22 protein-coding genes are annotated in these 23,109 nt (G+C 75.0%); 15 read left to right on the plus strand and 7 right to left on the minus strand.

The features are described from left to right. Window positions 1–72 precede the first annotated feature (72 nt). The gene (locus tag G9H72_RS23215; protein ID WP_166173912.1) at window positions 73–780 is read right to left on the minus strand and encodes a M15 family metallopeptidase; all 708 of its coding nucleotides are present in this window, start codon (window positions 778–780) and stop codon (window positions 73–75) included. Window positions 781–841: 61 nt separating this feature from the next. Between G9H72_RS23215 and selA the strand changes: the two genes are divergently transcribed. Together selA and selB are read left to right on the plus strand one after the other, a co-directional pair. Further along, window positions 842–2,161, plus strand: a complete 1,320-nt coding sequence (gene selA / locus G9H72_RS18585; RefSeq protein WP_166173914.1) for an L-seryl-tRNA(Sec) selenium transferase — start codon at window positions 842–844, stop codon at window positions 2,159–2,161. After that, on the plus strand, window positions 2,152–3,921 hold the full coding sequence (gene selB / locus G9H72_RS23220; protein WP_166173916.1) for a selenocysteine-specific translation elongation factor: 1,770 nt from the start codon (window positions 2,152–2,154) through the stop codon (window positions 3,919–3,921). Before selA ends, selB begins: the two co-directional genes overlap by 10 nt. Window positions 3,922–3,929: 8 nt before the next feature. On the opposite strand, the gene G9H72_RS18595 is transcribed toward selB, so the two are convergent. Beyond that, window positions 3,930–4,214 carry a DUF1905 domain-containing protein gene (locus G9H72_RS18595; RefSeq protein ID WP_166173918.1) on the minus strand — a complete coding sequence of 95 codons (285 nt, stop codon included), beginning with the start codon at window positions 4,212–4,214 and terminating at the stop codon, window positions 3,930–3,932. A 191-nt stretch (window positions 4,215–4,405) separates the two neighbouring features. Here G9H72_RS18595 and G9H72_RS18600 point away from each other — a divergent pair, with 191 nt between their 5' ends. The 6 genes from G9H72_RS18600 to G9H72_RS18625 all read left to right on the plus strand — a co-directional run bounded on the left by G9H72_RS18600 (window position 4,406) and on the right by G9H72_RS18625 (window position 10,764). Then, window positions 4,406–5,059 (plus strand): Crp/Fnr family transcriptional regulator, encoded by a 654-nt coding sequence (locus tag G9H72_RS18600; protein ID WP_166173920.1) that lies wholly within the window; start codon window positions 4,406–4,408, stop codon window positions 5,057–5,059. Window positions 5,060–5,873: 814 nt separating this feature from the next. Continuing rightward, window positions 5,874–6,131 carry a phosphoribosylformylglycinamidine synthase subunit PurS gene (gene purS, locus G9H72_RS23225; RefSeq protein ID WP_166173922.1) on the plus strand — a complete coding sequence of 86 codons (258 nt, stop codon included), beginning with the start codon at window positions 5,874–5,876 and terminating at the stop codon, window positions 6,129–6,131. Beyond that, window positions 6,128–6,799 carry a phosphoribosylformylglycinamidine synthase subunit PurQ gene (gene purQ, locus G9H72_RS18610; RefSeq protein WP_166173924.1) on the plus strand — a complete coding sequence of 224 codons (672 nt, stop codon included), beginning with the start codon at window positions 6,128–6,130 and terminating at the stop codon, window positions 6,797–6,799. The genes purS and purQ overlap by 4 nt, the downstream gene beginning before the upstream one ends. Next, window positions 6,796–9,090: a phosphoribosylformylglycinamidine synthase subunit PurL gene (purL, locus tag G9H72_RS18615; protein WP_166173926.1), complete on the plus strand. Its 2,295-nt coding sequence runs from the start codon at window positions 6,796–6,798 to the stop codon at window positions 9,088–9,090. The genes purQ and purL overlap by 4 nt, the downstream gene beginning before the upstream one ends. 67 nt (window positions 9,091–9,157) lie before the next feature. Then, window positions 9,158–10,447, plus strand: a complete 1,290-nt coding sequence (locus G9H72_RS18620) for an MFS transporter (RefSeq protein ID WP_166173928.1) — start codon at window positions 9,158–9,160, stop codon at window positions 10,445–10,447. 164 nt (window positions 10,448–10,611) lie between these two features. Then, on the plus strand, window positions 10,612–10,764 hold the full coding sequence (locus tag G9H72_RS18625) for a hypothetical protein (RefSeq protein WP_166173930.1): 153 nt from the start codon (window positions 10,612–10,614) through the stop codon (window positions 10,762–10,764). Window positions 10,765–10,829: 65 nt separating this feature from the next. Here the strand turns inward: G9H72_RS18625 and G9H72_RS18630 are convergent, their stop codons facing one another. Beyond that, complete coding sequence (locus tag G9H72_RS18630) at window positions 10,830–11,495, minus strand: hypothetical protein (RefSeq protein WP_166173932.1); 666 nt, start codon at window positions 11,493–11,495, stop codon at window positions 10,830–10,832. Window positions 11,496–11,748: 253 nt separating this feature from the next. Between G9H72_RS18630 and G9H72_RS18635 the strand changes: the two genes are divergently transcribed. After that, window positions 11,749–13,344: a methyl-accepting chemotaxis protein gene (locus tag G9H72_RS18635; protein ID WP_231127455.1), complete on the plus strand. Its 1,596-nt coding sequence runs from the start codon at window positions 11,749–11,751 to the stop codon at window positions 13,342–13,344. A 68-nt stretch (window positions 13,345–13,412) separates the two neighbouring features. Here G9H72_RS18635 and G9H72_RS18640 read toward each other — a convergent pair whose 3' ends face one another. Further along, a complete protein-coding gene (locus tag G9H72_RS18640) occupies window positions 13,413–14,180 on the minus strand; it encodes a dioxygenase family protein (protein WP_166173988.1) in 768 nt (255 codons plus the stop codon). Window positions 14,181–14,314: 134 nt separating this feature from the next. On the opposite strand from G9H72_RS18640, the gene G9H72_RS18645 reads away from it, so the two are divergent. Next, on the plus strand, window positions 14,315–14,689 hold the full coding sequence (locus G9H72_RS18645) for a sterol carrier family protein (RefSeq protein WP_166173936.1): 375 nt from the start codon (window positions 14,315–14,317) through the stop codon (window positions 14,687–14,689). A gap of 85 nt (window positions 14,690–14,774) precedes the next feature. Here the strand turns inward: G9H72_RS18645 and G9H72_RS18650 are convergent, their stop codons facing one another. Together G9H72_RS18650 and G9H72_RS18655 are read right to left on the minus strand one after the other, a co-directional pair. After that, window positions 14,775–17,084, minus strand: coding sequence for an MMPL family transporter (locus G9H72_RS18650; RefSeq protein WP_166173938.1), 2,310 nt, complete (start codon window positions 17,082–17,084; stop codon window positions 14,775–14,777). Between the two features lie 64 nt (window positions 17,085–17,148). Beyond that, complete coding sequence (locus G9H72_RS18655) at window positions 17,149–17,982, minus strand: S8/S53 family peptidase (RefSeq protein ID WP_166173940.1); 834 nt, start codon at window positions 17,980–17,982, stop codon at window positions 17,149–17,151. A 205-nt stretch (window positions 17,983–18,187) separates the two neighbouring features. On the opposite strand from G9H72_RS18655, the gene G9H72_RS18660 reads away from it, so the two are divergent. The 3 genes from G9H72_RS18660 to purM are packed head-to-tail and all read left to right on the plus strand — an operon-like array spanning window position 18,188 to window position 21,094. Then, on the plus strand, window positions 18,188–18,403 hold the full coding sequence (locus G9H72_RS18660) for a hypothetical protein (protein WP_166173942.1): 216 nt from the start codon (window positions 18,188–18,190) through the stop codon (window positions 18,401–18,403). A 46-nt stretch (window positions 18,404–18,449) separates the two neighbouring features. After that, entirely contained in the window at window positions 18,450–20,024 is a 1,575-nt protein-coding gene (gene purF / locus G9H72_RS18665; protein WP_166173944.1) for an amidophosphoribosyltransferase, read from the plus strand. Next, window positions 20,021–21,094, plus strand: coding sequence for a phosphoribosylformylglycinamidine cyclo-ligase (gene purM, locus G9H72_RS18670; protein WP_166173946.1), 1,074 nt, complete (start codon window positions 20,021–20,023; stop codon window positions 21,092–21,094). Before purF ends, purM begins: the two co-directional genes overlap by 4 nt. A 274-nt stretch (window positions 21,095–21,368) precedes the next feature. Here purM and G9H72_RS18675 read toward each other — a convergent pair whose 3' ends face one another. Beyond that, complete coding sequence (locus G9H72_RS18675; RefSeq protein WP_166173948.1) at window positions 21,369–21,566, minus strand: DUF3073 domain-containing protein; 198 nt, start codon at window positions 21,564–21,566, stop codon at window positions 21,369–21,371. Between the two features lie 177 nt (window positions 21,567–21,743). Here G9H72_RS18675 and G9H72_RS18680 point away from each other — a divergent pair, with 177 nt between their 5' ends. Together G9H72_RS18680 and bldC are read left to right on the plus strand one after the other, a co-directional pair. Further along, a complete protein-coding gene (locus G9H72_RS18680) occupies window positions 21,744–22,691 on the plus strand; it encodes a hypothetical protein (RefSeq protein ID WP_166173950.1) in 948 nt (315 codons plus the stop codon). A gap of 160 nt (window positions 22,692–22,851) precedes the next feature. Then, window positions 22,852–23,058, plus strand: coding sequence for a developmental transcriptional regulator BldC (gene bldC / locus G9H72_RS18685; RefSeq protein WP_166173952.1), 207 nt, complete (start codon window positions 22,852–22,854; stop codon window positions 23,056–23,058). Window positions 23,059–23,109: the final 51 nt, after the last annotated feature.

The following is a 23,109-nucleotide window of genomic DNA, read 5'->3' on the forward strand; positions in this document are numbered from 1 at the left end:
GGCGGGTAGCCCGGGCGGGGGCATGTCAGATCACGATCGTGTGAAACCGGGTTCCGGTGGCACCCGCACGGCTCAGCGGCCGGTGGAGGAGAAGTGCTGGTAGTCCTTGGAGCTCCGCCAGCTGCCGCCCCAGCCCCAGCCCCTCGCCGTGAAGGCTTCCACGGCTGGCTCCCCTGCGCGCAGCAGTCCGGCGGCGTCCCGGGAGCGGTCGACGTAGGCTCGCCCGGCCGCGGGCTGCACGACCCTGCCCTTCACGTACGGGTTCTGCACCGGGTTGACGTCGACCGCACGGCCGTAGGAGTGCTCGGACCAGCGGCCGGTGCCCGCGACCTTGCGGCAGTTGTAGGCGGAGGTGTTGTTGGCGGCCATCGAGCGGGCGTCCGATCCCGCGTAGGCGTCGACCAGGAGCATCCGCGCGATGGGGAAGCGCGCGTCGTACAGCGCGCCGAAGGCCGCCGTGACGTCGGCGGCCACCGAGGCGGCGACGACCAGCTCGCCCGTGTGCGCCTTGCCGTCGAAGCCGACGTAGCGCAGTGTGACCAGCCGTAGGTCGCGCACCTTGACCGGGCAGCCCGCGCGGTGCGAGTGCTTCATGCGGGCGAGCGTGGCGTTGCTGATGCGGCTCACCGACGAGCTGTAGCCGGGGAGCGTGTCGCCAGCCGCGGCCGGCCGGCCGGGCGGTGGCGCAGCCCGTGCCACCGGCGTCATCAGGGCCAGCAGCAGGGCCGCGGCGGTGGCGACGGGCCGGGCGGCGCGGAGGGTGTACCGGGCTCGGCTCACGCTCCCATGGTGCCGCAACCCCGGGCTGCCGCGCCCGGCCCCGCCGACCTACAGTGCGCCGGTGACGGACTCGCGGCGCGCCATCCCGCGCACGGACGCGGTGCTCGCGGACGGGCGGGTGGCGTCCGCCGTGTCCCGGCTCGGCCGGGAGACGGTGCGGGACGCGGTCCGCCGGGCGCAGGAGCAGGCCCGTCGGGGGGAGATCGCGCCCGGCGACGTGATCGAAACGGCGCTCGCGGGGCTGCCGCGCACCGCGACGACCCTCCGCCCGGTGCTCAACGCGACCGGGGTCGTCCTGCACACGAACCTGGGCCGCGCGGCGCTCTCCCCGGCGGCCGTCGACGCGCTGACCGTGGCGGCCGGCGGCACGGACGTCGAGCTCGACCTGGCGACCGGCCGGCGGGCCCGGCGCGGCCGCGGGGCCATCGAGGCCCTGGCCGCGGCGGTGCCGGACGCCGAGGCCGTGCACGTGGTCAACAACGGCGCCGCCGCGCTCGTGCTCGCCGCGACGGCCCTCGCGGCCGGGCGCGAGATCGTCGTCAGCCGCGGGGAGCTGGTGGAGATCGGGGACGGCTTCCGGCTGCCGGACCTGCTGGAATCCACCGGGGCACGGCTGCGTGAAGTAGGAACCACGAATCGCACCTCGGTGGCGGACTACCGGGCGGCCGTCGGCCCGGACACCGGCATGGTGCTCAAGGTCCATCCCTCGAACTTCGTGGTCACCGGGTTCACGTCCTCGGTCCCGGTGGGGGAGCTCGCAGGTCTCGGCGTGCCGGTCGTCGTCGACATCGGCTCCGGCCTGTTGGCTCCCGACCCGCTGCTGCCCGACGAGCCGGACGCGGCCTCCTCGCTGCGCGCCGGCGCCGCGCTCGTGACGGCGAGCGGCGACAAGCTGCTCGGCGGCCCGCAGGCGGGGCTGCTCCTCGGGACGTCCGGCGTCGTGGAGGGGCTGCGCCGGCATCCCCTCGCACGCGCCCTGCGGGTCGACAAGCTGACGCTCGCCGCGCTCGAGGCGACCCTGCGCGGTCCCGTCACGCCGACCTGGCAGGCGCTGCGGCTGCCCGCCGACCAGCTGCGCGTACGCAGTGCGGAGCTCGCGGCGGGGCTCGTCGCGGCCGGGGTGGCGGCGGAGGTCGTCGAGTCGACCGCCGTGGTCGGCGGCGGGGGCGCCCCGGGCGTGCAGATCGCGTCGTACGCCGTGCGGCTTCCTCCGGCGTACGCCGAGCCGTTGCGCCTCGGCGAGCCGGCTGTGGCCGGCCGGGTCGAGCGCGGGGCGCTGCTGCTCGACCTGCGGTGCGTCGACCCCGGCCGCGACGGCGACGTGGCCGCTGCCGTCCTCGCAGTAGCCGGAAGAGCGGGACAGGAATCGCCGTGCATGTGATCGCCACCGCCGGGCACGTGGACCACGGCAAGTCGACGCTCGTCCGCGCGCTCACCGGCATGGAGCCGGACCGGTGGGCCGAGGAGCGGCGCCGGGGCATGACCATCGACCTCGGCTACGCCTGGACCGACCTACCGTCGGGGGCGCAGGTCGCGTTCGTCGACGTCCCCGGGCACGAGCGCTTCGTTCCCAACATGCTCGCCGGTGTGGGCCCGGTCCCCGCAGCGCTGATCGTCGTGGCCGCCGACGAGGGGTGGATGCCGCAGTCGGCCGAGCACCTCGCGGCACTGGACGCGCTCGGGGTGCGGCACGGCTTGCTGGTCGTGGCCCGCAGTGACCTGGCCGCCCCGCAGCGCGCCCGCGAGGAGGCGCTGGCCGAGATCGCCGCGACGACGCTCGGCGAGGTGGAGTCCGTCGCCGTCAGCGCGGTGACCGGCAGCGGGCTGCCCGACCTCGTCGCCGCCCTCGAACGGCTGGTGCGCGCGCTGCCCCTGGCCGAGCAGAAAGCACCTGTGCGGTTGTGGGTCGACCGGTCCTTCACCATCAAGGGCAGCGGCACCGTCGTCACCGGCACCCTGCCCGCGGGGTCGCTGCGGGTGGGGGACGAGCTCGAGCTCGGGCCCGGCGGGAAGCGCGCCCGCGTGCGCGGGCTGCAGTCCCTCGGCGCGGCCCGCGAGCAGGTGGACGCCGTGGCGCGGGTGGCGCTGAACCTGCGCGGCGTCGAGCGGGACGACGTCGCCCGCGGTGACGTGCTCGTGACGCCCGGCGCCTTCCTGGCCGCAGACGTGGTCGACGTGCGCGTGCGCGGGGTCGTTGCGGCCGAGCTCCCTGCCATGCTCGTCCTGCACGTGGGCTCGGCGGCCGTGCCGGTGCGCGTGCGACCGCTCGGCCGGGACACCGCCCGGCTGGCGGCCACGGCCGCGCTGCCGCTGCGCATCGGGGACCGCGCCCTGCTGCGCGACCCGGGGCGACGGGCAGTGGCCGGCGGCGTCACCGTCCTCGACGTACGCCCCCCGGCCCTGCGCCGCCGAGGTGCTGCGGCCGCCCGGGCCGCCGAGCTCGCCTCGCTCGACGGGCGGCCGGACGAGGCCGGCGAGCTGCGGCGGCGCGGGCTGGTGCGCCGGGGCGACCTCGCTGCGATGGGCGTGCCGGTCACCGGGCGCCCCGTCGCGGGCGACTGGCTGGCCGACCCGGAGACGTGGCGCGGGCTGCGCGCCCTTCTGGCAGAGGAGGTGCGCCGCTACCTCGCCGACCACCCGCTCGAGCCGGGCGCGCCGGTCGATGTCGTGCGCCAGCGGCTCGACCTTCCCGACCGCGACCTGGTGGAGGAGCTGGCCGCCGGGCAGCTGCCGGCGCGGAACGGGCGCCTGTCCCTCCCGGCCGCTGCCCCGTCGCTCCCGCCCGCTGTGGCCCGTGCGGTGGCCGCGGTCGAGGCCGACCTCGCCGTCGCGCCGTTCCGGGCGCCCGAGGCCGACCGGCTCGCCCAGCTCGGGCTCGGCGCCCGCGAGCTCGCCGCCGCCGTACGCGTCGGTGCCCTGCTCAAGGTCGCCGACGGGGTCTACCTGCTGCCCGACGCGCCGGCCCGTGCGGCGGCGGCGCTGGAGCGCCTGCCCGCGCCCTTCACGCTCAGCGAGGCACGGCGGCACCTCGACACCACCCGCCGCGTCGCGGTCCCGTTCCTCGAGCTGCTGGACCGCAGCGGGGTCACTCAGCGGCTGCCGGACGACCGCCGCCGGCTCCGGGAGAGCGGCACGCCCTGAGCTGCCGCTCAGCGGTCGCGCAGCCTGACCCGCACGGTCACGTCGTCGCCGAGCCGTACGTCCTCGGCCGCGCGCACGGCTTTCGGCAGGGCCACGAAGTGGCTGCCGTCGCCCGTGGGCATCAGCGAGGTGGGCCACGTCGTCGAGCCGACGGTCGCGGTGACGGCGATGAGGCCGCGGCGGGCGCGGTGGGCGAGGTCGCCGGACCACTCGCGCGGGGCCCGGACGAAGTGCCATCCGCCCGGGCCGGGGAAGAGCTCGACCTCCCCGGTGACGACAAGGTCCTCGCTCACCGACCCTCCTCCGGCATCCGCATGGCCGGCGCGGATGCTAGCGGCCGGCCGGCTCCCACGGCTGGGCGACGGCCGGGCCCAACCCCTGTCCTCCGGGCACGGATGCCCCATGCGGCCCGGAAGTGGCGATATGGGGCGACTGTCGAAAGAAGGCACTGACAGCATCGCCCCACCTGTGCTGGAGTCACCTCATGGAGTGGCCGCTGCTCGCCAGCCTCAACCCCCAGGAGCGGCGCGAGGTGCTGGCCGCCGCGCGCACACGCTCCTTCGCCCGGCGGGAGGTGCTCTTCCACGCCGGCGACCCCGGCGACACCCTCTTCCTCATCCGGGCAGGCCACGTGGCCGTGCGGGTCACGACGGAGTACGGCGACACCGTCACGCTCGCGGTGGTCGGGCCGGGGGAGACCGTGGGGGAGCTGGCCCTGCTCGGGGAGGTCGGGGAGCGCAGCGCGACGGTCATGGCGCTGGAGGCGACCGAGGCGCTGACCCTGACCAGGGACCAGATCGCCTCCCTGCGTGCCACCCACCCGCGGGTCGAGCGGCTGCTGCTGGACGTGCTCACCGCCCAGGTACGGCGCCTGACGGGGCACCTGGTCGAGGCGTTGTACGTCCCGGTGCGCCACCGCGTCGTCCGCCGGCTGCTGGCCCTCGCCGAGCAGTACGGCGACGGGGCGAAGCCGGTGACGCTCACCGTCACCCAGGACGACATCGCGGGCCTGGCGGGGGCTGCGCGCCCGACCGTCAACCAGGTGCTGCGCGCGCTGGAGTCCGACGGGGCCGTCTCGCTGAGCCGGGGGCGCATCGAGATCGTCGACCGGGCGCGGCTCGCGAAGCACCGCGGCTGACGCCGGCGCGAGCAGGAGGGGGCGCGGCCGGGTCAGGTGAGCCGGAGCGGGATGTAGGCGTTCGAGCCGGCGATGCGGACGGTCATGCCGCTCGCCGCCGAGTCGATGCCGAAGCCCTCGCTGGCGTGGATGCTCGCCAGGCTGCTACACCCACCGGTAGTTGCAGGGGTGGGGGACGAACCCCCACTTCCAGCAGGTCGACCGCGAGACTACGTGCGCGTCCAGGTCGAGACCGTGGCCGTGCAGGAGAAGCTCGTGCCGCTGTCGGTCGACAAGCGGAACCGGACGGCGGCCGACCTGCTGCCCGAGGCGTCGTAGCAGCGGTCGATCGTGAAGCCCGTGGACGGCGGGCTGAGCGCGATGGGCTTGCCCACGACGGCGAAGCTGACGTTCGAGGGAGCGCTCGCCCCCATCGCGAACGTCGCCGCGACCGCGCGGCCGCCGCCGAGCGTCAGGCTGCCGGAGCGGTTGAGGTGGAACGCCGTCCTCGAGACCGAGCCGTTGAGCCTGCCGTTGACCGCGACGAAGCCCGGATGGCCGGCGGCGAGCGCCGCGGGAGAAGGAGAGGCCGGTGGTCGTCAGCCCGGCGCTGGCGTCCAACCGCACCCCGTTGCTGATCATGGAGCCGGAGGCGGCGAGCTCGGAGGCTGACCCTGGGCCCGCGGCTTCCGTCCGGCCGGCGTGTCCGCCCCGCCGGCGTGTCTGTCCAGCTCGAAGTCACGGCCGGGTGGGGGCCGATGCGTTCGTCGCGTCGGAGCCCCGCGGGCGACCGGTAGGCTGGGACCCGCCGACCCCCATCCACGCAGGAGCGCTCGTGGCCCGCGTCGTCGTCGACGTCATGTTGAAGCCGGAGATTCTCGACCCGCAGGGCCAGGCCATCGCCGGCGCCCTGCCCCGACTCGGGTTCGAGGGGGTGGCGAGCGTCCGGCAGGGCAAGCGGTTCGAGCTGGAGCTCGACGGGCCCCTGACGCCCGACGTCCTCGCGAAGGTCGAGGAGGCGGCGAAGACGCTGCTCTCGAACCCCGTGATCGAGGACTACACGGTGCACCTGCCGGAGGGGGAGCCCGCGTGAGGGTCGGCGTCGTCACCTTCCCCGGCTCGCTCGACGACGGCGACGCCCGCCGGGCCGTACGCATCGCCGGGGCCGAGGCCGTCGCGCTCTGGCACGGCGACGCCGACCTCAAGTCGGTCGACGCCGTGATCCTGCCCGGAGGCTTCTCCTACGGGGACTACCTGCGCTGCGGCGCCATCGCCCGGTTCGCACCCGTCATGAGCGAGGTCGTCGCCGGCGCCAGGCGCGGCCTGCCCGTGCTGGGCATCTGCAACGGCTTCCAGATCCTCTGCGAGGCGCACCTGCTGCCGGGCGCGCTGATTCGCAACGACGTGCGCCGCTTCGTCTGCAAGGACCAGCGGCTGCGCATCGAGAGCGCGTCGACGGCCTGGACCTCGGCGTACTCCGCCGGGCAGGAGATCGTCGTCCCGCTGAAGAACGGCGAAGGCGGCTTCGTGGCCGACGAGGCGACCCTCGACCGGCTCGAGGGGGAGGGGCGCGTCGTCGCCCGCTACCTCGGCGACAACCCCAACGGCTCCTACCGCGACATCGCGGGGGTCGCGTCGGAGGACGGCCGCATCGTGGGCCTCATGCCGCACCCCGAGCACGCGGTCGAGGAGCTGACCGGGCCCACCACCGACGGGCTCGGCTTCTTCACGTCCGTGCTGAAGGAGATGGTGAGCGCGTGAGCGTCGACACCGTCAAGTCCGCCGAGGACGCGCCGGACGCGCCCCAGCCCTACCGCGAGCTCGGGCTCAAGGACGACGAGTACGCCCGCATCCGCGAGATCCTCGGCCGCCGGCCGACCTCGAGCGAGCTGGCGATGTACTCGGTCATGTGGAGCGAGCACTGCTCCTACAAGTCCTCCAAGGTCCATCTGCGCCAGTTCGGCGAGAAGGCCCCGAAGACCGACGCGCTCCTCGTGGGCGTCGGCGAGAACGCCGGCGTCGTGGACATCGGCGGCGGCTGGGCCGCGGTCTTCAAGGTCGAGTCGCACAACCACCCGTCGTACGTCGAGCCCTACCAGGGCGCCGCGACCGGGGTCGGGGGCATCGTGCGCGACGTGCTGACGATGGGCGCCCGCCCCATCGGCGTCATGGACCCGCTGCGCTTCGGCCCCGCCGACGCGCCCGACACCCGAAGGGTGCTTCCGGGGGTCGTCGCCGGGGTCGGCGGCTACGGCAACTGCCTCGGGCTGCCCAACATCGGCGGCGAGGTCGTGTTCGACCCGACGTACGCCGGCAACCCGCTGGTGAACGCGCTCTGCGTCGGGGTGCTCAAGCCCGGCGAGGACGGCAAGGGCATCAAGCTCGCGCACGCCTCCGGGCTCGGCAACCTCGTCGTGCTCTTCGGCGCGCGCACCGGCGGCGACGGCATCGGGGGCGTCTCGGTGCTGGCGTCCGAGACGTTCGAGTCGACCGGCCCGACCAAGCGCCCGGCGGTGCAGGTCGGCGACCCGTTCATGGAGAAGCTGCTCATCGAGTGCTGCCTCGAGCTCTTCGCCGAGGACCTCGTCGTCGGCATCCAGGACCTCGGCGGCGCCGGCATCTCCTGCGCGACCTCGGAGCTGGCCAGCGCCGGTGACGGCGGCATGCTCGTCGACCTCGACCGCGTCCCGCTGCGCGACCCGTCGCTCGCTCCCGAGGAGATCCTCATGAGCGAGTCGCAGGAGCGCATGATGGCCTGCGTCGAGCCGAAGCACATCGAGCGCTTCCTCGCCGTCTGCGCGAAGTGGGACATCCCCGCAACCGTGATCGGCAGCGTGACCGACACCGGCCGGCTGCAGATCGACTGGCACGGCGAGCGCATCGTCGACGTGCCGCCGCGCACCGTCGCCCACGAGGGCCCGGTCTACGAGCGCCCGTATGCCCGCCCGGCCGACCAGGACGCGCTGCAGGCCTCCGGGCCCGAGTCGCTGCCGCGGCCGTCGACCGGCGAGGAGCTCCGGGCCGAGCTGCTCAGGCTCGTCGCCGCCCCCAACGTCGCGTCCAAGGCGTGGGTGACGGACCAGTACGACCGCTACGTCCTCGGCGGCACCGTGCTGGCCCAGCCCGAGGACTCGGGCATGCTCCGCGTCGACGAGGAGACCGGGCTCGGTATCGCGATCGCGACGGACGGCAACGGGCGCTTCGCGCGGCTCGACCCGTACGCCGGTGCCCAGCTCGCGCTGTCCGAGGCGTACCGCAACGTCGCGACGACCGGCGCGAAGCCGTTGGCCGTCACGAACTGCCTGAACTTCGGTTCCCCCGAGAACCCCGACGTCATGTGGCAGTTCGCCGAGGCCGTGCGCGGGCTGGCGGACGCGTGCCTCGAGCTCGGGGTGCCCGTCACCGGTGGCAACGTCAGCTTCTACAACTCCACCGCGGACGTCGCGATCCTGCCGACGCCTGTCGTCGGCGTGCTCGGCGTGATCGACGACGTGACCCGGCGTACCCCCATCGGCTTCGACGCCGAGGGCGACGTGGTCTACCTGCTGGGCGAGACGCGCGACGAGCTCGGCGGGTCCGAGTGGGCGCACTCGCTCCACGGCCACCTCGGCGGCCTGCCACCGAAGGTCGACCTCGCGGCGGAGAAGCTGCTCGCCGAGGTGCTGATCAACGCGTCCCGGGACGGGCTGCTCGAGGCGGCGCACGACCTGGCCGACGGCGGCCTCGCGGTCGCGCTCGTGGAGATGGCGATCCGCCGCGGGCGGGGGGCGCGGGTCTGGCTGCCGGAGGGGATCGACCCGTTCGTCGCCCTCTTCAGCGAGTCGGTGGCGCGGGCGATCGTCGTGGTCCCGCGGTCGGAGGAAGTTCGCTTCACCGATATGTGCATCGCCCGTCGACTCCCGCACGCTCGGATCGGCGTGGTGGACGGGGACTCGCTCGACGTGCAGGGCCAGTTCAGCGTCCCGGTCGAGGAGCTGCGCCGCGCCCACGCGGAGACGCTGCCGGCGATCTTCGAGCCGGCGCGCGACGCGAGCCCGCTGAACGCGCACTGAGCGTCCCGGGGCGCCCGTACCTCGACCGGGTGAGGGCGCCCCGGTTCGCTTGGCACACTGTTCCGTCGTGTCAGCAAGCGGCTTGTCCGGCTACGTCTCCGTCCTTCGCACGGGGCGCGCGGCCCGCCCGTTCCTCGCCGCGGTCGTCGCCCGGCTGTCGTTGTCGATGGCGCCGCTGTCGGCGGTGCTGCTCGTCAACGAGGTGCGCGGCGACTACGGCGAGGCCGGACTCGTCACCGGCGCGTACGCCCTCGGCACCGCGGCCGGGTCGCCACTGTGGGGACGGGCGCTCGACCGGCTCGGCCAAGCGCGGGTCATCGCGCCCACCGGCGTGGTGTCCGCGCTGCTGCTGGCCGTGCTGGCCCTGACAGCGGCCGCGGACGCGCCGGTCCCGCTGCTGCTCCTGCTCGCGGCGTCGAGCGGAGCCTTCTTCCCACCGCTCTCCCCGGCGATGCGGGCCGCGTGGCGGGTGATCTTCTCCGACGAGGGCCGGCGCCGGGCGGGCTACGCGCTCGATGCGGTCGCGGTCGAGACGATCTTCATCGGCGGCCCGCTGCTGCTCTCGCTCCTGCTCACCACCACCGGGCCGGCGGTCCCGCTGATCGTGACGTCCGTGCTGCTGGGGCTCGGCTCGCTCGCGTACGCGTCGACCGACGCGGCCCGCTCGTGGCGCCCGGTCCCGGCCGAGGAGCAGGTCGCGGCGGCCGGGGGTGACCGTCCCGTCCTGGCCGTCCCGGGGATGGCGGCGCTGCTCACGGTCGGGGTGTGCCTGGCTCTGCTCTTCGGCTGCGTGGACACGTCGATCGCGTCCACGGCGCGCGACGTCCTCGACGACGAGTCGACGCTCGGCCTGCTCTTCGCGGCGATCGCGGGCGGGAGCGCGATCGGCGGGCTGCTCTACGGCGCCCTGGCGGGACACGAGGGCGAGCAGCGCCGGCTCCCCCTCACCCTCGTGGCCATCGCCTGCGGGCTCGCCGCCGTGGGGCTCGTGCTCCGGGCCGACCCGCCGCCGCTGGCGCCGCTCCTGCTGCTGCTCTTCGTGTCGGGCCTGTGCATCGCGCCGACCCTGCTCATCCTGCAGAACCTGGTGGACGTCCTGGCCCCCCGCGCGCGGGTCAACGAGGCCCAGGCCTGGCTGTCGATGAGCAACACCGCCGGAGCAGCGGGCGGAACGGCGATCGCCGGGATCGTGATCGACGCCGGCGGCGTGTCGGTCTCCATGAGCACCGGCGCGGGCTTCGGTGTGCTGGCCGCCGTCGTGGCGCTGACGGCACAGCGCGCGTGGCGACGGGGTCACGCGGCCGCGACGGGGAACGGGGCGGCGGCCATGACCGCGGACCGCCCGCACCCCGGCTGAGCCGCGGCCCCTCCGACTCCGGGCCCGGAGCCCACAGCCAGCCGGCAGGGACCTTCCAGCCCCCTTCCACGTACCCCGGGAACCGTGGAGGGATGACGACAGCAGCGCTCCTGCATGGACCGGACGACCGGCAACGAGCCCAGCGGGGCCGGACGGGACGCCTCGTGACAGGCCATCGCGGCGCAGCCGTGCTCGCGGTGCCCGTCGCCCTGCTGGCCGTGTGGGCGGTGCTCGGCCCCGCCGCTGCGGCCGTCTGCCTCGGCGCCCTCGCGGTCGCCTGGCTCACGGTGGCCACCACGACAGGCAAGGGGCTGTGACGCCGGCGAGCCGTCGCCCCGGTGCCCGGGGCGACGGCTCGCAGCGGCTCGACCGCGTACGGGTGTCAGCTCGTGGTGGCGCCGGCCGACGGGCTGGTCGAGGGGCTGGTCGAGGGGGACGGCGCCGAGGGGGACGTCCCGCTCTTCGGGCCGCCGCCGAAGCGGTGGCCCCGCCCGCCCGGGCCGCTTAGGGGGCGGGTGCTCGTCACCTGGGCGGTGATCCGTGCCTCCAGGCCCGCGCTGATCGAGTCCGACTGCGCCTGCGTCAGCCGGCCCGCCGTCACGGCCTCGGCGAGCTCGGCCTTCGCCGCCGCCACCAGCTCGTCCACGAGGGCGTCCTGGCTGATGCCCTTCCCCTCGGCCACCTGGGCCAGGGTCTTGCCGCTCTCGAGCGCCGTCCGCAGCTCGTCCTCGGTCACGCCGATGACGCTCGCCGCGGTGTCCAGGCCGGCGCCGAACCGGCCGAAGCCGTGCCCGCCGAAGCCCGGCCCACGCTGGGGCAGCTCGTCCGCGAGAGTGGTCGCGACCTTGTCGGCCTGGGACTGCGTGATCGTGCCGTCGGTGACGAGGCCGGCGAGGGCCTGCTTGATGGCGGTGACGCGGTCCCCCACCGCCGTCGTGCTGCTGGAGGCGGCGGACGCCGCGGCGGGGCCGAGCGTCGCCCCCACGCCGACGCCGGCCAGGCCGGTCGTCGCGGCCAGGACCAGGCCGGAGGCCCGGGTGATCTTCATCGCTGTCTCCTTCGGTCGCACCAGTGCTTGAGCCTTCAGTTGAGGCGCGGACCCTTGGAGAGCGATAAGACCGGGCTGGGCAGGTGCTAAGGAACTCCTGGCAGGTCGCCGTGGGCACCCGAGCCCTGCGAAGCGGTTCAGCTGCGGCCGCCGCGTGCCGATACGACCGGTCAGAGCGCGGACCGGCCGCGCAGGGTCAGAAAGAAGCCTGATGAGCAGCTCACCCGCCGCGGCCGCACCCGCACGCAGACCCTTGACGCGTATCGCCGGGCGCCGGATCGGCACGAAGGTCATGCTCGCCGTCCTCGTCTCCGGGCTGGTGGCCGTGGTCACCGGTGCCGTCGCCTGGTCGCGCATGGGCACCCTGGACGACGACGTCGACAGCCTGCGCAGCGAGAACATCTCGCGCCTCGGCAACCTGGTCGAGGTGCAGGGCGCCTTCTCCGACTTCTTCCGTGCCTTGTACCTCATGGAGATCAGCACCGGGGAGGAGAAGGCCGAGTACGCCGCCGCCGTCGAGAAGGCCGAGGCCGACCTCGACGCCGCCGCCCGGGGGTACGCGACACAGCCCGACGCGAGCGCCGAGTGGAAGCAGCTGGCGGGGCTCTTCGAGGAGAACTGGCCGGTCTACAAGGCGGTCGTCAACTCCCTCGTCCTCGGCAAGGAGATCCCGGCCGGGATCGACGCGGGCTCCACGCCGCAGGAGCAGATCCAGGTGCTCACCGCGGCCGAGGAGAACGTCAACAAGGCGATCGACGGCCTCGGCGCCCTCGACGTCGAGCTCGCCGATGCCGCGGCGGCGTCCGCCCACTCCACGGCCACGGGCGCGCGCACCCTGATCGTCGCCGTGCTCGTCGTCGGGCTGCTGCTGGCGCTCGGCCTCGCCCACCTCATCGGGCGCAGCGTCTCCCGCCGGCTGGGCGCCGTCCGCGACGTCCTCGGGGCCGTCGCCGACGGCGACCTGACCGTGCGCGCCGAGGCCCAGGGCCAGGACGAGGTATCCGAGATGTCGACGGCCGTCAACGCAGCTGTCGCCGCCGTGCGCGACACCGTCTCGACCTTGGCCGCCAGCGCGGCCACGCTGTCCGACGCGTCCTCGCGCGCGAGCGGCTCGGCCGAGCAGATGGCTGCGGCGTCCGCCGACGCCGCCCAGGAGACCGCGGTGCTCGCCACCACCGCGGACGAGGTCTCGCACAGCGTGCAGACCGTCGCCGCCGGCGCAGAGCAGATGGGCGCTGCCATCCGCGAGATCGCGCAGTCGGCAGGGGACGCCGCGTCCGTGGCGAGCCGCGCCGTCACCGCCGCGCAGCACACCACCGAGACCGTCACCAAGCTCGGCGAGTCCAGCGCGGAGATCGGCAACGTGGTCAAGGTCATCACCTCGATCGCCGAGCAGACCAACCTGCTCGCGCTCAACGCCACCATCGAGGCCGCGCGGGCCGGTGAGGCCGGCAAGGGCTTCGCGGTCGTCGCGAACGAGGTCAAGGACCTGGCCCAGGAGACCGCCCGCGCGACCGAGGACATCTCGCGCCGCGTCGAGGCGATCCAGGCCGACACGTCGGGCGCGGTCTCCGCCATCGAGGAGATCAGCGCCATCATCGCCCAGGTGAACGACTACCAGGCGACGATCGCGTCAGCCGTCGAGGAGCAGAACGCCACGACGAGCGAGATGAGCCGCAGCATCGCCGAGGCGGCGAACGGAACGTCGCAGATCGCACGCAGCGTCGGCGGGGTGGCCGCGGCCACCGAGACGACGTCCACCAACGTCGAGCAGACGCGCGAGGCCGCCGTCGGCCTGTCGCAGCTGTCCGGTGAGCTTCAGGCGGCGGTGTCCCGCTTCCGCATCTGAGCGCCCGCACCACCGGCAGGGCGCCGCCGCAGTCGCGGGGGCGCCCTGTCGCGTTGCCCCGCCGGGGGTCAGGCCACCTGGAACGAGCGCTTCGCCAGCCCGAGGAAGAAGCCCTCGACCGTCGTCTCCGGTGCGTCGTCGGCCGCCGTGGCCGTGCCCAGGGTCACGAAGAGCGGGGCGAAGTGCTCGACGGTCGGGTGGGCGTACGGCATGCCGGGGGCGCGGTCGCGGAACGCCGCCAGCTCGTCGACGTCACCGCGGGCCAGGGCCTCGGCCGCCCAGGAGTCGAACTCCGCCGACCAGCCGGGCGCGGGCGCGTCGACCCGCCAGTCGCGCAGGAACGGCAGCCCGTGGGTGAGGAAGCCCGAACCGACGATCAGGACTCCCTCGTCGCGCAGCGGCCGGAGCCGGCGGCCGAGCTCGAGCAGGCGCTCCGGCTCGAGTGTCGGCAGCGACATCTGCAGAACTGGGATGCGTGCATCGGGATACATGACCTTGAGTGGCACCCACGCGCCGTGGTCCAGCCCGCGGCTCGCGTGCCGGTGGACCTCGACGGTGACGGGCATGGCGGCGGCGACCCGTCGGGCGAGGGCGCTCGCGTCCGGGGTCGCGTACGTCATCCGGTAGTACTTCTCGGCGAACCCGCCGAAGTCGTAGACCAGCGGGGTGCCGGGCGCGGAGGCGCTGAGGCTGAGGGGTGCCGACTCCCAGTGCGCCGACACGACGAGGATCGCCGCCGGCCGGGGCAGGGCGGCGGACCAGCGGCTGAGCTCGCCGCACCAGCGCGCGTCGTCCAGCAGCGGCGGGGCGCCGTGGCCGAGGTAGAGCGCCGGCATCCGCGCCCCCACCTCGGCGGTGGTCGTCGTCGACGTGTCGGTCACCGCTGCCTCCAGAAGTTGAACTCTCAACAACGTAGGCCGCGGGGTTGCGGTCGTCAAGAGCCGGGGGACGGCGCGTAGCCTCGGTCGTCGTGCCACCGCGTCGCCGAACGGACCCCACCGAGGGACGTGCCGCCGTCGGGCGGGTGCTCGCGGCCGAGGCGCCGGCCGCCACGGACCTGAAGGTGGCCACGCGCTTCCTGCTCGAGGAGCTCGCCGCCCGGGCGCCCGGCCGGACCGTCGAGGTGCGCGTCCCGCCCTACGGTGCCGTGCAGGCGGTCGAGGGCCCGCGGCACACCCGGGGCACGCCGCCCAACGTCGTCGAGACCGACGCCCGCACGTGGGTCGCGCTCGCCACCGGCGGGCTCTCCTGGGCCGACGCGGTGGCCGCCGCGCAGGTGTCGGCGAGCGGGGAGCGCAGCGACCTCACGCCCTACCTCCCCCTCCTCCGCCCCCCTGGCGCGTGATCATGCCGATGTGGCGGGTTGTCCCCAGCCTGGGGGCAACCCGCCACGTCGACATGATCAGCGGGGGAGGGGAGGGGCGGAGGGGTCAGGCGCTCACCAGCTCCGGGCCCGGGCGGCTCCCCTCGGGGGCGAGCGGGCGGACCGGCCGGGCTCCGAGCCAGCGCGGGCCGCCCCAGGCCCGCTCGCCCAGCAGGGCCAGCGCGGCCGGCAGCAGCACCGCGCGCACGATGGTGGCGTCGATCAGGATCGCCGCGGCCAGTCCGATGCCCAGCTGCTTGAACTCCAGCAGGTGCAGCGTCCCGAAGATCGCGAAGACCGCGATCATGATGGCCGCCGCGCTGGTGACCACGCCCGCCGTCCGGACGATGCCGGTGCGGACCGCCTCCTGCGCCGAGGCGCCGTGCTGCAGGGCCTCGCGGACCCGGCTGACGACGAGGACCGTGTAGTCCATCGACAGTCCGAAGAGGATGACGAAGGAGAACAGCGGCATCCACGAGACGATGGACCCGTTGGAGCGGAAGTCGAGCAGCCCCTCGGCCCAGGTGTTCTGGAACACCAGGACCAGCAGCCCGTACGCCGCCCCGACCGAGAGCAGGTTCAGCCCGATCGCCACCGCGGCCACGACCGGGGCCCGGAAGCTCACGACGAGCACGAGGAACGTCAGGGCGAGCACGAAGAGCAGGACGACGGGGAGCCGCTCCTTGAGGACCTCGATGAAGTCGACGGTCCAGGCGGTGTCGCCGGTGACGCCCCACGTCGTGCCGGCCAGCCCGCCGAGCGCCGCCGGGCCGAGCCGGTCGCGCAGCGCCTCGAGCGTGTCCTTGCCCTCGCGGTCCTGCGAGCTGCCGCCGATCGGCACGTCGATGCGGGCGACCGTGCCGTCGCGGGAGAGCTCCGGCTCGGGGCGGTCGGCGGCGTCGACAGGGGCGAAGTCGGGTTCCTGAGACGCGGTGCCGGCGAGCTCGTTCAGGGCGGCCGAGACCGCCGCCTCGTCCAGCGGGGCCCCGTCGGTGCTCGCCACGATGACGGTGTGCGCGTCGTGCTCGGACGGGAATGCGCCCACGAGCCGGTCGTACGCCCGGACCTCGGCGACCGACCGCGGCAGGTCGTCCATCCCGGTGTTGCCCAGCTTCAGCCCGAGCACGGGCATCGCGAGCACGAGGAGCGCGCCTCCCGCGGCGACCAGCGCGGCCTTCGGGTGGGCGAGGACGGGGCGGAGCAGGAAGGACCAGAAGCGGGACTCGCTGTTCCGGCGTGCCTCGATGCGCGCGGCCCGCCCGGCCCGCTTGTGCAGGAAGGGCATGCGCGGCCGGTCGAGCTTGTCCCCGAGCAGCGCGAGCAGCGCGGGGAGGACGGTGACCGACCCGAGCATCGCGACGGCGACGACGATGATCGTGCCGATGCCGAACGAGACGAACGTGCCGGAGCCGGAGAGGAAGAGCCCGGCCATCGCCACGATCACCGCGATGCCGGAGACCACGACCGTGTGCCCGGCGGTCTCCGCGGCCCGCTCGATCGCGTCACGCGGCTTGGCCCCTCGTGCGCGCTCCTCGCGTTCGCGTCGGACGTAGAAGAGCGAGTAGTCGACGCCCACGGCCATGCCGATGAGCAGGATGACGCTGGCGAGCAGGTCGCCGACGGGGACGATGTGCGACGCGAGTGCGGAGAGCCCGATCGCCGCGCCCACCGCGGAGAGCGCGAGCAGCACCGGGACGGCCGCCGCGACGAGGGCGCCGAAGACGACGACGAGGATCACCAGCGTCACCGGGATGCTGGTCAGCTCCGCGCGCTTGAAGTCGTCCCCGATCAGCTCGTCCGCGGCGCGGCCCAGCGAGGCGCCGCCCACCTGCTCCACCCGGACCCCCGGGTGGTCTGCCTGCACCGCCGCGGTCATCGCCTGCACGGCGGGGACGGCGTCGTAGGCGATCTCGTCCGCCCGCTCGGAGTCGGCGTCCGCGGGAACCGCGAGCACCGCGCGCACGAGCAGGGTCGTGCCGTCGGGGGAGCGGATCGGGCCCTCGACGTCGCTCACCTCGGACAGCGCCCCGGCCCGTGACCGCAGGGCCGCGGCGGCCTCCTCGGCCTCGGGGCCGACCTGGCCGCCGTCCGGCTGGGACACCAGCAGGCTCTCGGTGGGGCGCTCGCCGAAGGACGTGCCCTCGACGATCTTGTCCACGCGCGCGGACTCGCCGCTGCCGTCCTCGGAGCCCTCCAGCGTCTTCGTGCCGGCGGCACCGCCGAGCACGACGGCCAGGGCGACGAAGACGATCCAGGCGATGAGCGCGGTCTTGCGGTGGGCCGCGCTCCACGCGGCGACCCGGGTCACACGGCCGCGCGGTGCGCGGGCGGCACGGCGCGAGGGCTGGGCGGGAAGGGTGGGCGTCGTACGTTCCATCGGGCGTCTCCGGCGGTTCCCCGGCCGTCGCTGACGGGCCGGAAGGAGGTGTCGTTCGGACGCCTCAACGCTCCCGTGGACGGCGGGCCCGCGTCTCTCCTGCTGACCGCCGAACTCGACGTCCGGCCCTCCTACCAGCGGGGGGTGGGGTTGTCCCCCGGGCCCGCCTTCCGGAGGAGGGGATGCCCCCGCCGGCCACGTTGGTCCCGTGGCCGTCGGGGGCGTCGAGCAGGCCGTCCTCGGGGGCGAAGTCCCGGGCGTCCGCCACCGCGCAGGCACCGCCAGGCGCCGAGCAGCTGCCGAACGCACTACGTCGGTAGTCCACCCCGGTGTCGAGGACGGCGACCGACGTGCCGGCGCCGGTCGCGCCCGCGGCGTGGGCGACAGGCTGCGCGACGAGCGGCAGCGACCGGTCCAGCTGCCGCTCGTACGCCCGCGGCAGCTGCACGCTCCGGACGCCGCCGGACGCCGCGACGGCGGCCAGTGCTGCGGCGTCGTCCAGGTGGACCAGGTGCACGGGCAGGTGCGGGTAGTCCCGCACGAGGCGCGCGTCCCCCGGTGCGGCGGCCAGGACGTCCCGCTTGTCCGCGGCGAAGCCGTCCGGCGCGTACGTCACCAGCGCGTCGACCCCGCCGGGGGACGACGCGGCGAGCGCGGCCGCCGGCGCCACGGACGCCGCGACGGCCGCCGGGCCGGGCGTCACCCGGAGCCGGTCCCCTGCGACGACCGCCGTCCGGTCCCGGTCTGCGTCGACGAGGCCGCGGAGCAGCGGGCTCCCGGACGCACCCGCGCCGAGGGCGGGGCCCGACGCGGCCGCGCCGGCCGCAGGCACGGCGAGCGCGGTGCAGAGCAGGCCCACCAGGGTCAGGCGCCGGCGAGCGGCGGAACGACGGTGCACCACGAGTCCCCCAGAGCCCGGGCCGGCGCGCTGTCGACGCGGCCTCCGAACGGCCTCCGCGGGAGGCGTCCGCGCGTGCCACCACATCGCCCGTCGCGCGGCGCCGGGATCGCCGGCTGGTTTGGCCCGCTCTTCGTCCGGCGCTCCCCGAGCGTGGGAGCGGCGCGCGCTCGCCGCTCCTGCGGCCAGGCCGTACCGTCGACCCGTGAGCATCGTCAGGCGTACGCCCCGCTACGGCCGCTTCATCTGGACCGGCGTCCTGCTCGGCCTCGTGCTGGCGTTCGTGCTCGCGCTCGCCCGGTCCGGCGAGGGCACGGGCGCGGGGACGGCGCTGATCTACCTGGGCGCGCTGCTCGCCACGATCGGAGGGGTGGCCGGGGCGCTGGCCGCGGTCCTGCTGGAGCGCCGCACGGGCGAATGATCCGCTGCCTGGCCCGGCGTCGGGGCGCTGCCCCTAGACTGGCCGGGTGGGTCGTGGCGACGGACGGTTGAGCCATGACCTCCTCCCCGGGGAGAAGGGGCCGCAGGACGCGTGCGGCGTCTTCGGCGTGTGGGCCCCCGGCGAGGAGGTCGCCAAGCTGGCGTACTTCGGGCTCTACGCCCTCCAGCACCGAGGACAGGAGTCGGCGGGCATCGCCGTGAGCTCCGGGTCCTCCATCGTGGTCCTCAAGGACATGGGCCTGGTGTCGCAGGTCTTCCGCGAGTCCGACCTCGAGACGTTGCGCGGCCACCTCGCGGTGGGCCACACGCGCTACTCGACGACGGGCGGCAGCACGTGGGCCAACGCCCAGCCGACCTTCCGGTCGACCGCCGACGGCCACCTCGCGCTCGCGCACAACGGCAACCTGACCAACACCGCCGACCTCGCGCGCCTGGTGTCGGAGCTGCCGCAGCCCGAGGCGGACCCGCGCCGGCCGGAGAGCGCGATCTCAGCCACCAACGACACCGACCTCATCGCGGCCCTGCTCGCGTCGCACCCCGACATCCCGCTGGAGGAGGCCGCGGCCCGCGTCTTCCCGCAGCTGCGCGGGGCCTACTCCCTCGTCTTCATGGACGAGACCACGCTGTACGCCGCGCGCGACCCCCAGGGCATCCGCCCGCTCGTCCTCGGCCGCCTCGACCGCGGCTGGGTCGTCGCGAGCGAGACCGCCGCGCTCGACATCGTCGGCGCCAGCCTGGTCCGCGAGGTCGAGCCCGGCGAGCTGCTCGTCATCGACGAGCACGGGCTGCGCTCCTCGCGCTTCGCCCCGGCCGAGCCCAAGGGCTGCGTCTTCGAGTACGTCTACCTCGCCCGCCCGGACACCCGCATCGCCGGCCGCAGCGTGCACGCGGCGCGGGTCGCGCTCGGCAAGCAGCTGGCCAAGGAAGCTCCGGTCGAGGCCGACCTGGTCATCCCGGTGCCGGAGTCCGGCACGCCCGCCGCGATCGGCTACGCCCAGGGCAGCGGCATCCCCTACGGCGTCGGCCTGGTCAAGAACTCCTACGTCGGGCGCACCTTCATCCAGCCCAGCCAGACCATCCGCCAGCTCGGCATCCGGCTCAAGCTCAACCCGCTGCGCGAGGTCATCGCCGGGCAGCGGCTCGTCGTGGTCGACGACTCGATCGTGCGCGGCAACACCCAGCGCGCGCTCGTGCGGATGCTGCGCGAGGCCGGCGCCGCCGAAGTGCACGTGCGCATCTCCAGCCCGCCGGTCAAGTGGCCGTGCTTCTACGGCATCGACTTCGCGAGCCCGGCCGAGCTCGTCGCCAACGGGCTGTCGGTCGACGAGGTGCGCCAGTCGATCGGCGCGGACTCGCTGGGCTACGTCTCGCTCGAGGGGCTCATCGCCGCGTCCGAGCAGCCGGCCGACAAGCTCTGCACCGCCTGCTTCACCGGCAGCTATCCCGTGGGCCTTCCCGAGGACTCGGGCCTGGGCAAGCACCTGCTCGAGGGGCTCGCCGGCCGGGTGCGGGCCGAGGGCGGCGCGGGCACGCCGACCGACGTCGAGGGCGTGCCGGTCGGGCTGCCCGGTGGCGCGGCCGACGCGTTGACGCGCCCGTGAGCGGCTCCACGTACGCCGCGGCAGGCGTCGACATCGAGGCCGGTGACCGCGCGGTCGAGCTCATGCGCGAGTCGGTCGGCCGGGCGAAGCGGCCCGAGGTGCTCGGGGGCATCGGCGGCTTCGCCGGCCTCTTCGACGCGAGCGCGCTGACGGCGTACGAGCGGCCGCTGCTCGCCACGAGCACCGACGGCGTGGGCACCAAGGTCGCGATCGCGCAGCGCCTGGACAAGCACGACACGATCGGGCTGGACCTGGTCGCGATGGTCGTCGACGACCTGGTCGTGTGCGGCGCCGAGCCGCTGTTCATGACCGACTACATCGCCTGCGGCAAGGTCGTGCCCGAGCGCATCGCCGCGATCGTCAAGGGCATCGCCGACGGCTGCGTGCTGGCCGGGTGCGCCCTGCTCGGGGGCGAGACCGCGGAGCACCCGGGGCTGCTCTCGCCCGACGAGTACGACGTGGCGGGCGCCGCGACCGGCGTGGTCGAGGCCGACGCCATGCTCGGCGCCGAGCGCGTCCGGGCCGGGGACGCCGTCGTCGCGATCGCGTCGAGCGGGCTGCACTCCAACGGCTACAGCCTCGTGCGCCACGTGTTGCTCGGCACCGCGGGCCAGGCCGCCGGGCTGACCCTGGAGGGCCACGTGGCCGAGCTCGGCCGCACCCTCGGCGAGGAGCTGCTCGAGCCGACCCGGATCTACTCGCTGGACTGCCTGGCGCTGGCGCGGACGCTGCCGGTGCACGCGTACTCCCACGTCACGGGCGGCGGGCTGGCCGCCAACCTCGCGCGGGTGATGCCGGCCGGGCTCACGGCCCGCCTGGACCGCTCGACCTGGGCGCTGCCGCCGGTCTTCCGGCTGGTCGGCGAGGTCGGCCAGGTGGCGCAGCCCGAGCTCGAGCGCACCCTGAACGCGGGGGTCGGCATGGTGGCGCTGCTGCCCGAGGGCTCCGCGGACGCGGCGGTCGCGCTACTAGCCGAGCGGGGGGTGCCCGCCTGGGTCGCCGGTGAGGTCGTGCCCGCCGTGGACGCCGGGGCTCCGCGCGCGGAGCTCGTCGGGGCCTACGCGGGCTGACCGCCCCTCGCCCGGACACGCGACGGGGCTCGACCGGTCCCGGCGCCGCTCACGACCGGGCCCGCCCGTGGGGCGTCCGCGTACCCGCCGGCGGGCGCTCAGGCTCACGCGACGTCGTCCCCGGTGGGCCCGTGCCCGAGTGGCGGCCGCGAGCCGGCCGAACAGGTGGGCCCCGTCGCAGCAGCGGTGCTGCGGAAGGCCTCGGCCGAGCCATCGCGGGCATGACGCACCCGGGCCCAGCCCTGGAGTCAGGGCTGGGCCGGAGGGGGAAGCGTCAGCGAGCCGTCGACCAGCGGTCGTCGTCGTACTCGTCGGTGTCGTCGTCCGGTGCTGCAGCAGGCGGCGCGCTCACACCCGAGGACGGACCACCTGCAAGCTCTCGCTGGAGGGCGTCGTAGTCGGTGTTGGGGCTCGAGTACTTCAGCTCCCGGGCAACCTTGGTCTGCTTGGCCTTGGCGCGGCCACGCCCCATGGCTCGACCCCCTCATGCGATGGCGGGGCGGCTCCTCCCCGGAGCGGCCCCTGCAGGTGCGTCTCTGTCGTGCCCTCCACGGTACAGGGCGACCCGCGCCGATAGCGACTCGATCAGCAGTCGACGCGTCGCGCGCGCCCTCTTGCGCGGCCGACCCGGCAGGCGCAGGATGCCCGCGTGCGCGCCGTCCTCCCTCGAACGGCCGCGTTGCGTGTCTACGAGCCGCTCGCGGGCTTTCCCGAGCCCGAGCGGTCCCGGTGGGCTGCGTACGCCGACCGCAGCCCGGCTGCCCGCGCCGCGGCCAGCGCCGACGGCCGCCACCTGCGGCTGGCCGGCCTCGCCGCCACGCCCCCGGTCGTGGTGCCCCCCCGCGAGTCCGACGAGGCCCACGTGCTCGTGCGGTCCGGGGTCGTCCACGTCTGCCCCGAGCAGCCCCGGCTGCGGGCCTGGGAGGCGCTCGCCGACCTGCGGGCCGAGTACCCCCAGCGGCTGGTCGACGCGTTCGTGCCTCCGGTGGTGCTCGAGCAGGCCGAGCGTGACCATGCCCGCTGGCGCACGGGCCACCCGGATGTGCGCCCCCACGTCCGCACGGCCGGCTGGCAGGTGCCGCTGGCCTGGCTGGTGCTCCTGGCGGACGCGGAGCGCGAGCTCAGCCTCGGCGCCGCGCGATACCTGCGCTACCGCACCCCGATGTCCGCGGCCCGCCGCGCCGCCGCCCGTGCGCTGCGGACCCTGCGCCTCACTCCCGACGAGGTGTGGGCCACCGCGCTGCGCGGCGACGTGGGCGACGGCGGTGGCGACGAGGCCCCGGGGCCGGCCGGGCCCGATGGCCCGGAGGGGCCGGGCGGCCCGCTGGCGCTGCCCCCCGACGCCGACCTGCTCGACGAGGTCGAGGACGTGGCCCGCTGGCTGGAGGAGTTCCACCCGCGCTCGTGGGTCGAGCTGGACTACTGCGGGCTGGTGGACCTGCTGCCGCGGCAGACGCTCGAGGACGACCACTCGGCCAGGGACACGGCCGAGGTGCTGGCCCGGCTCGCGTCCGGTGACGGAGCGGCGGCAGCGGCGGCGTACGCCCGGCTGGAGCGGCGCTGGGAAGCCGTCCAGGCCCTCGAACGAGCGAACTAGCGGACCTCTTCGGGCGCAGTGCGCGGTAGCCACTCGATCGGGGTAGCCCGTCGCGTAGTCTTCGAAATAGTCCGACCGAGCCATTTCGGACATCCGTCGCGGCGCGCACTATCTATCTAGCGGGCCGAGCACGTCGGCTCGTGGAAACAGGAGGTCGTGGATGTCCGCTCGCACGCCCGAGTCCGAGCCGTTGCTCACCCCTGCCGAGGTGGCGACGATGTTCCGTGTGGACCCGAAGACGGTCACGCGCTGGGCCAAGGCCGGCAAGCTCACCTCGATCCGCACCCTCGGCGGCCACCGCCGCTACCGCGAGACCGAGGTCCGGGCGCTGCTCGGCAGCGTCCCGCAGCCTCGCGCGGAGGGCTGACCCCCTTCTGACGAGCTGCGTGTCGCGCCGCGTCGCCTGACGTGCCCCTGA

The sequence above is a fragment of the Motilibacter aurantiacus genome, assembly GCF_011250645.1.
Taxonomy (GTDB): domain Bacteria; phylum Actinomycetota; class Actinomycetes; order Motilibacterales; family Motilibacteraceae; genus Motilibacter_A; species Motilibacter_A aurantiacus.

Excerpts from the sequence above, each read along its gene's own strand:
- G9H72_RS18600 (WP_166173920.1), top strand. The coding sequence starts at position 4,406 with ATGGAGTGGCCGCTGCTCGCCAGCCTCAACCCCCAGGAGCGGCGCGAG.
- G9H72_RS18650 (WP_166173938.1), bottom strand. The coding sequence starts at position 17,084 with ATGGAACGTACGACGCCCACCCTTCCCGCCCAGCCCTCGCGCCGTGCC.
- G9H72_RS18675 (WP_166173948.1), bottom strand. The coding sequence starts at position 21,566 with ATGGGGCGTGGCCGCGCCAAGGCCAAGCAGACCAAGGTTGCCCGGGAG.
- bldC (WP_166173952.1), top strand. The coding sequence starts at position 22,852 with ATGTCCGCTCGCACGCCCGAGTCCGAGCCGTTGCTCACCCCTGCCGAG.
- G9H72_RS18640 (WP_166173988.1), bottom strand. The coding sequence starts at position 14,180 with ATGCCGGCGCTCTACCTCGGCCACGGCGCCCCGCCGCTGCTGGACGAC.
- G9H72_RS18630 (WP_166173932.1), bottom strand. The coding sequence starts at position 11,495 with ATGAAGATCACCCGGGCCTCCGGCCTGGTCCTGGCCGCGACGACCGGC.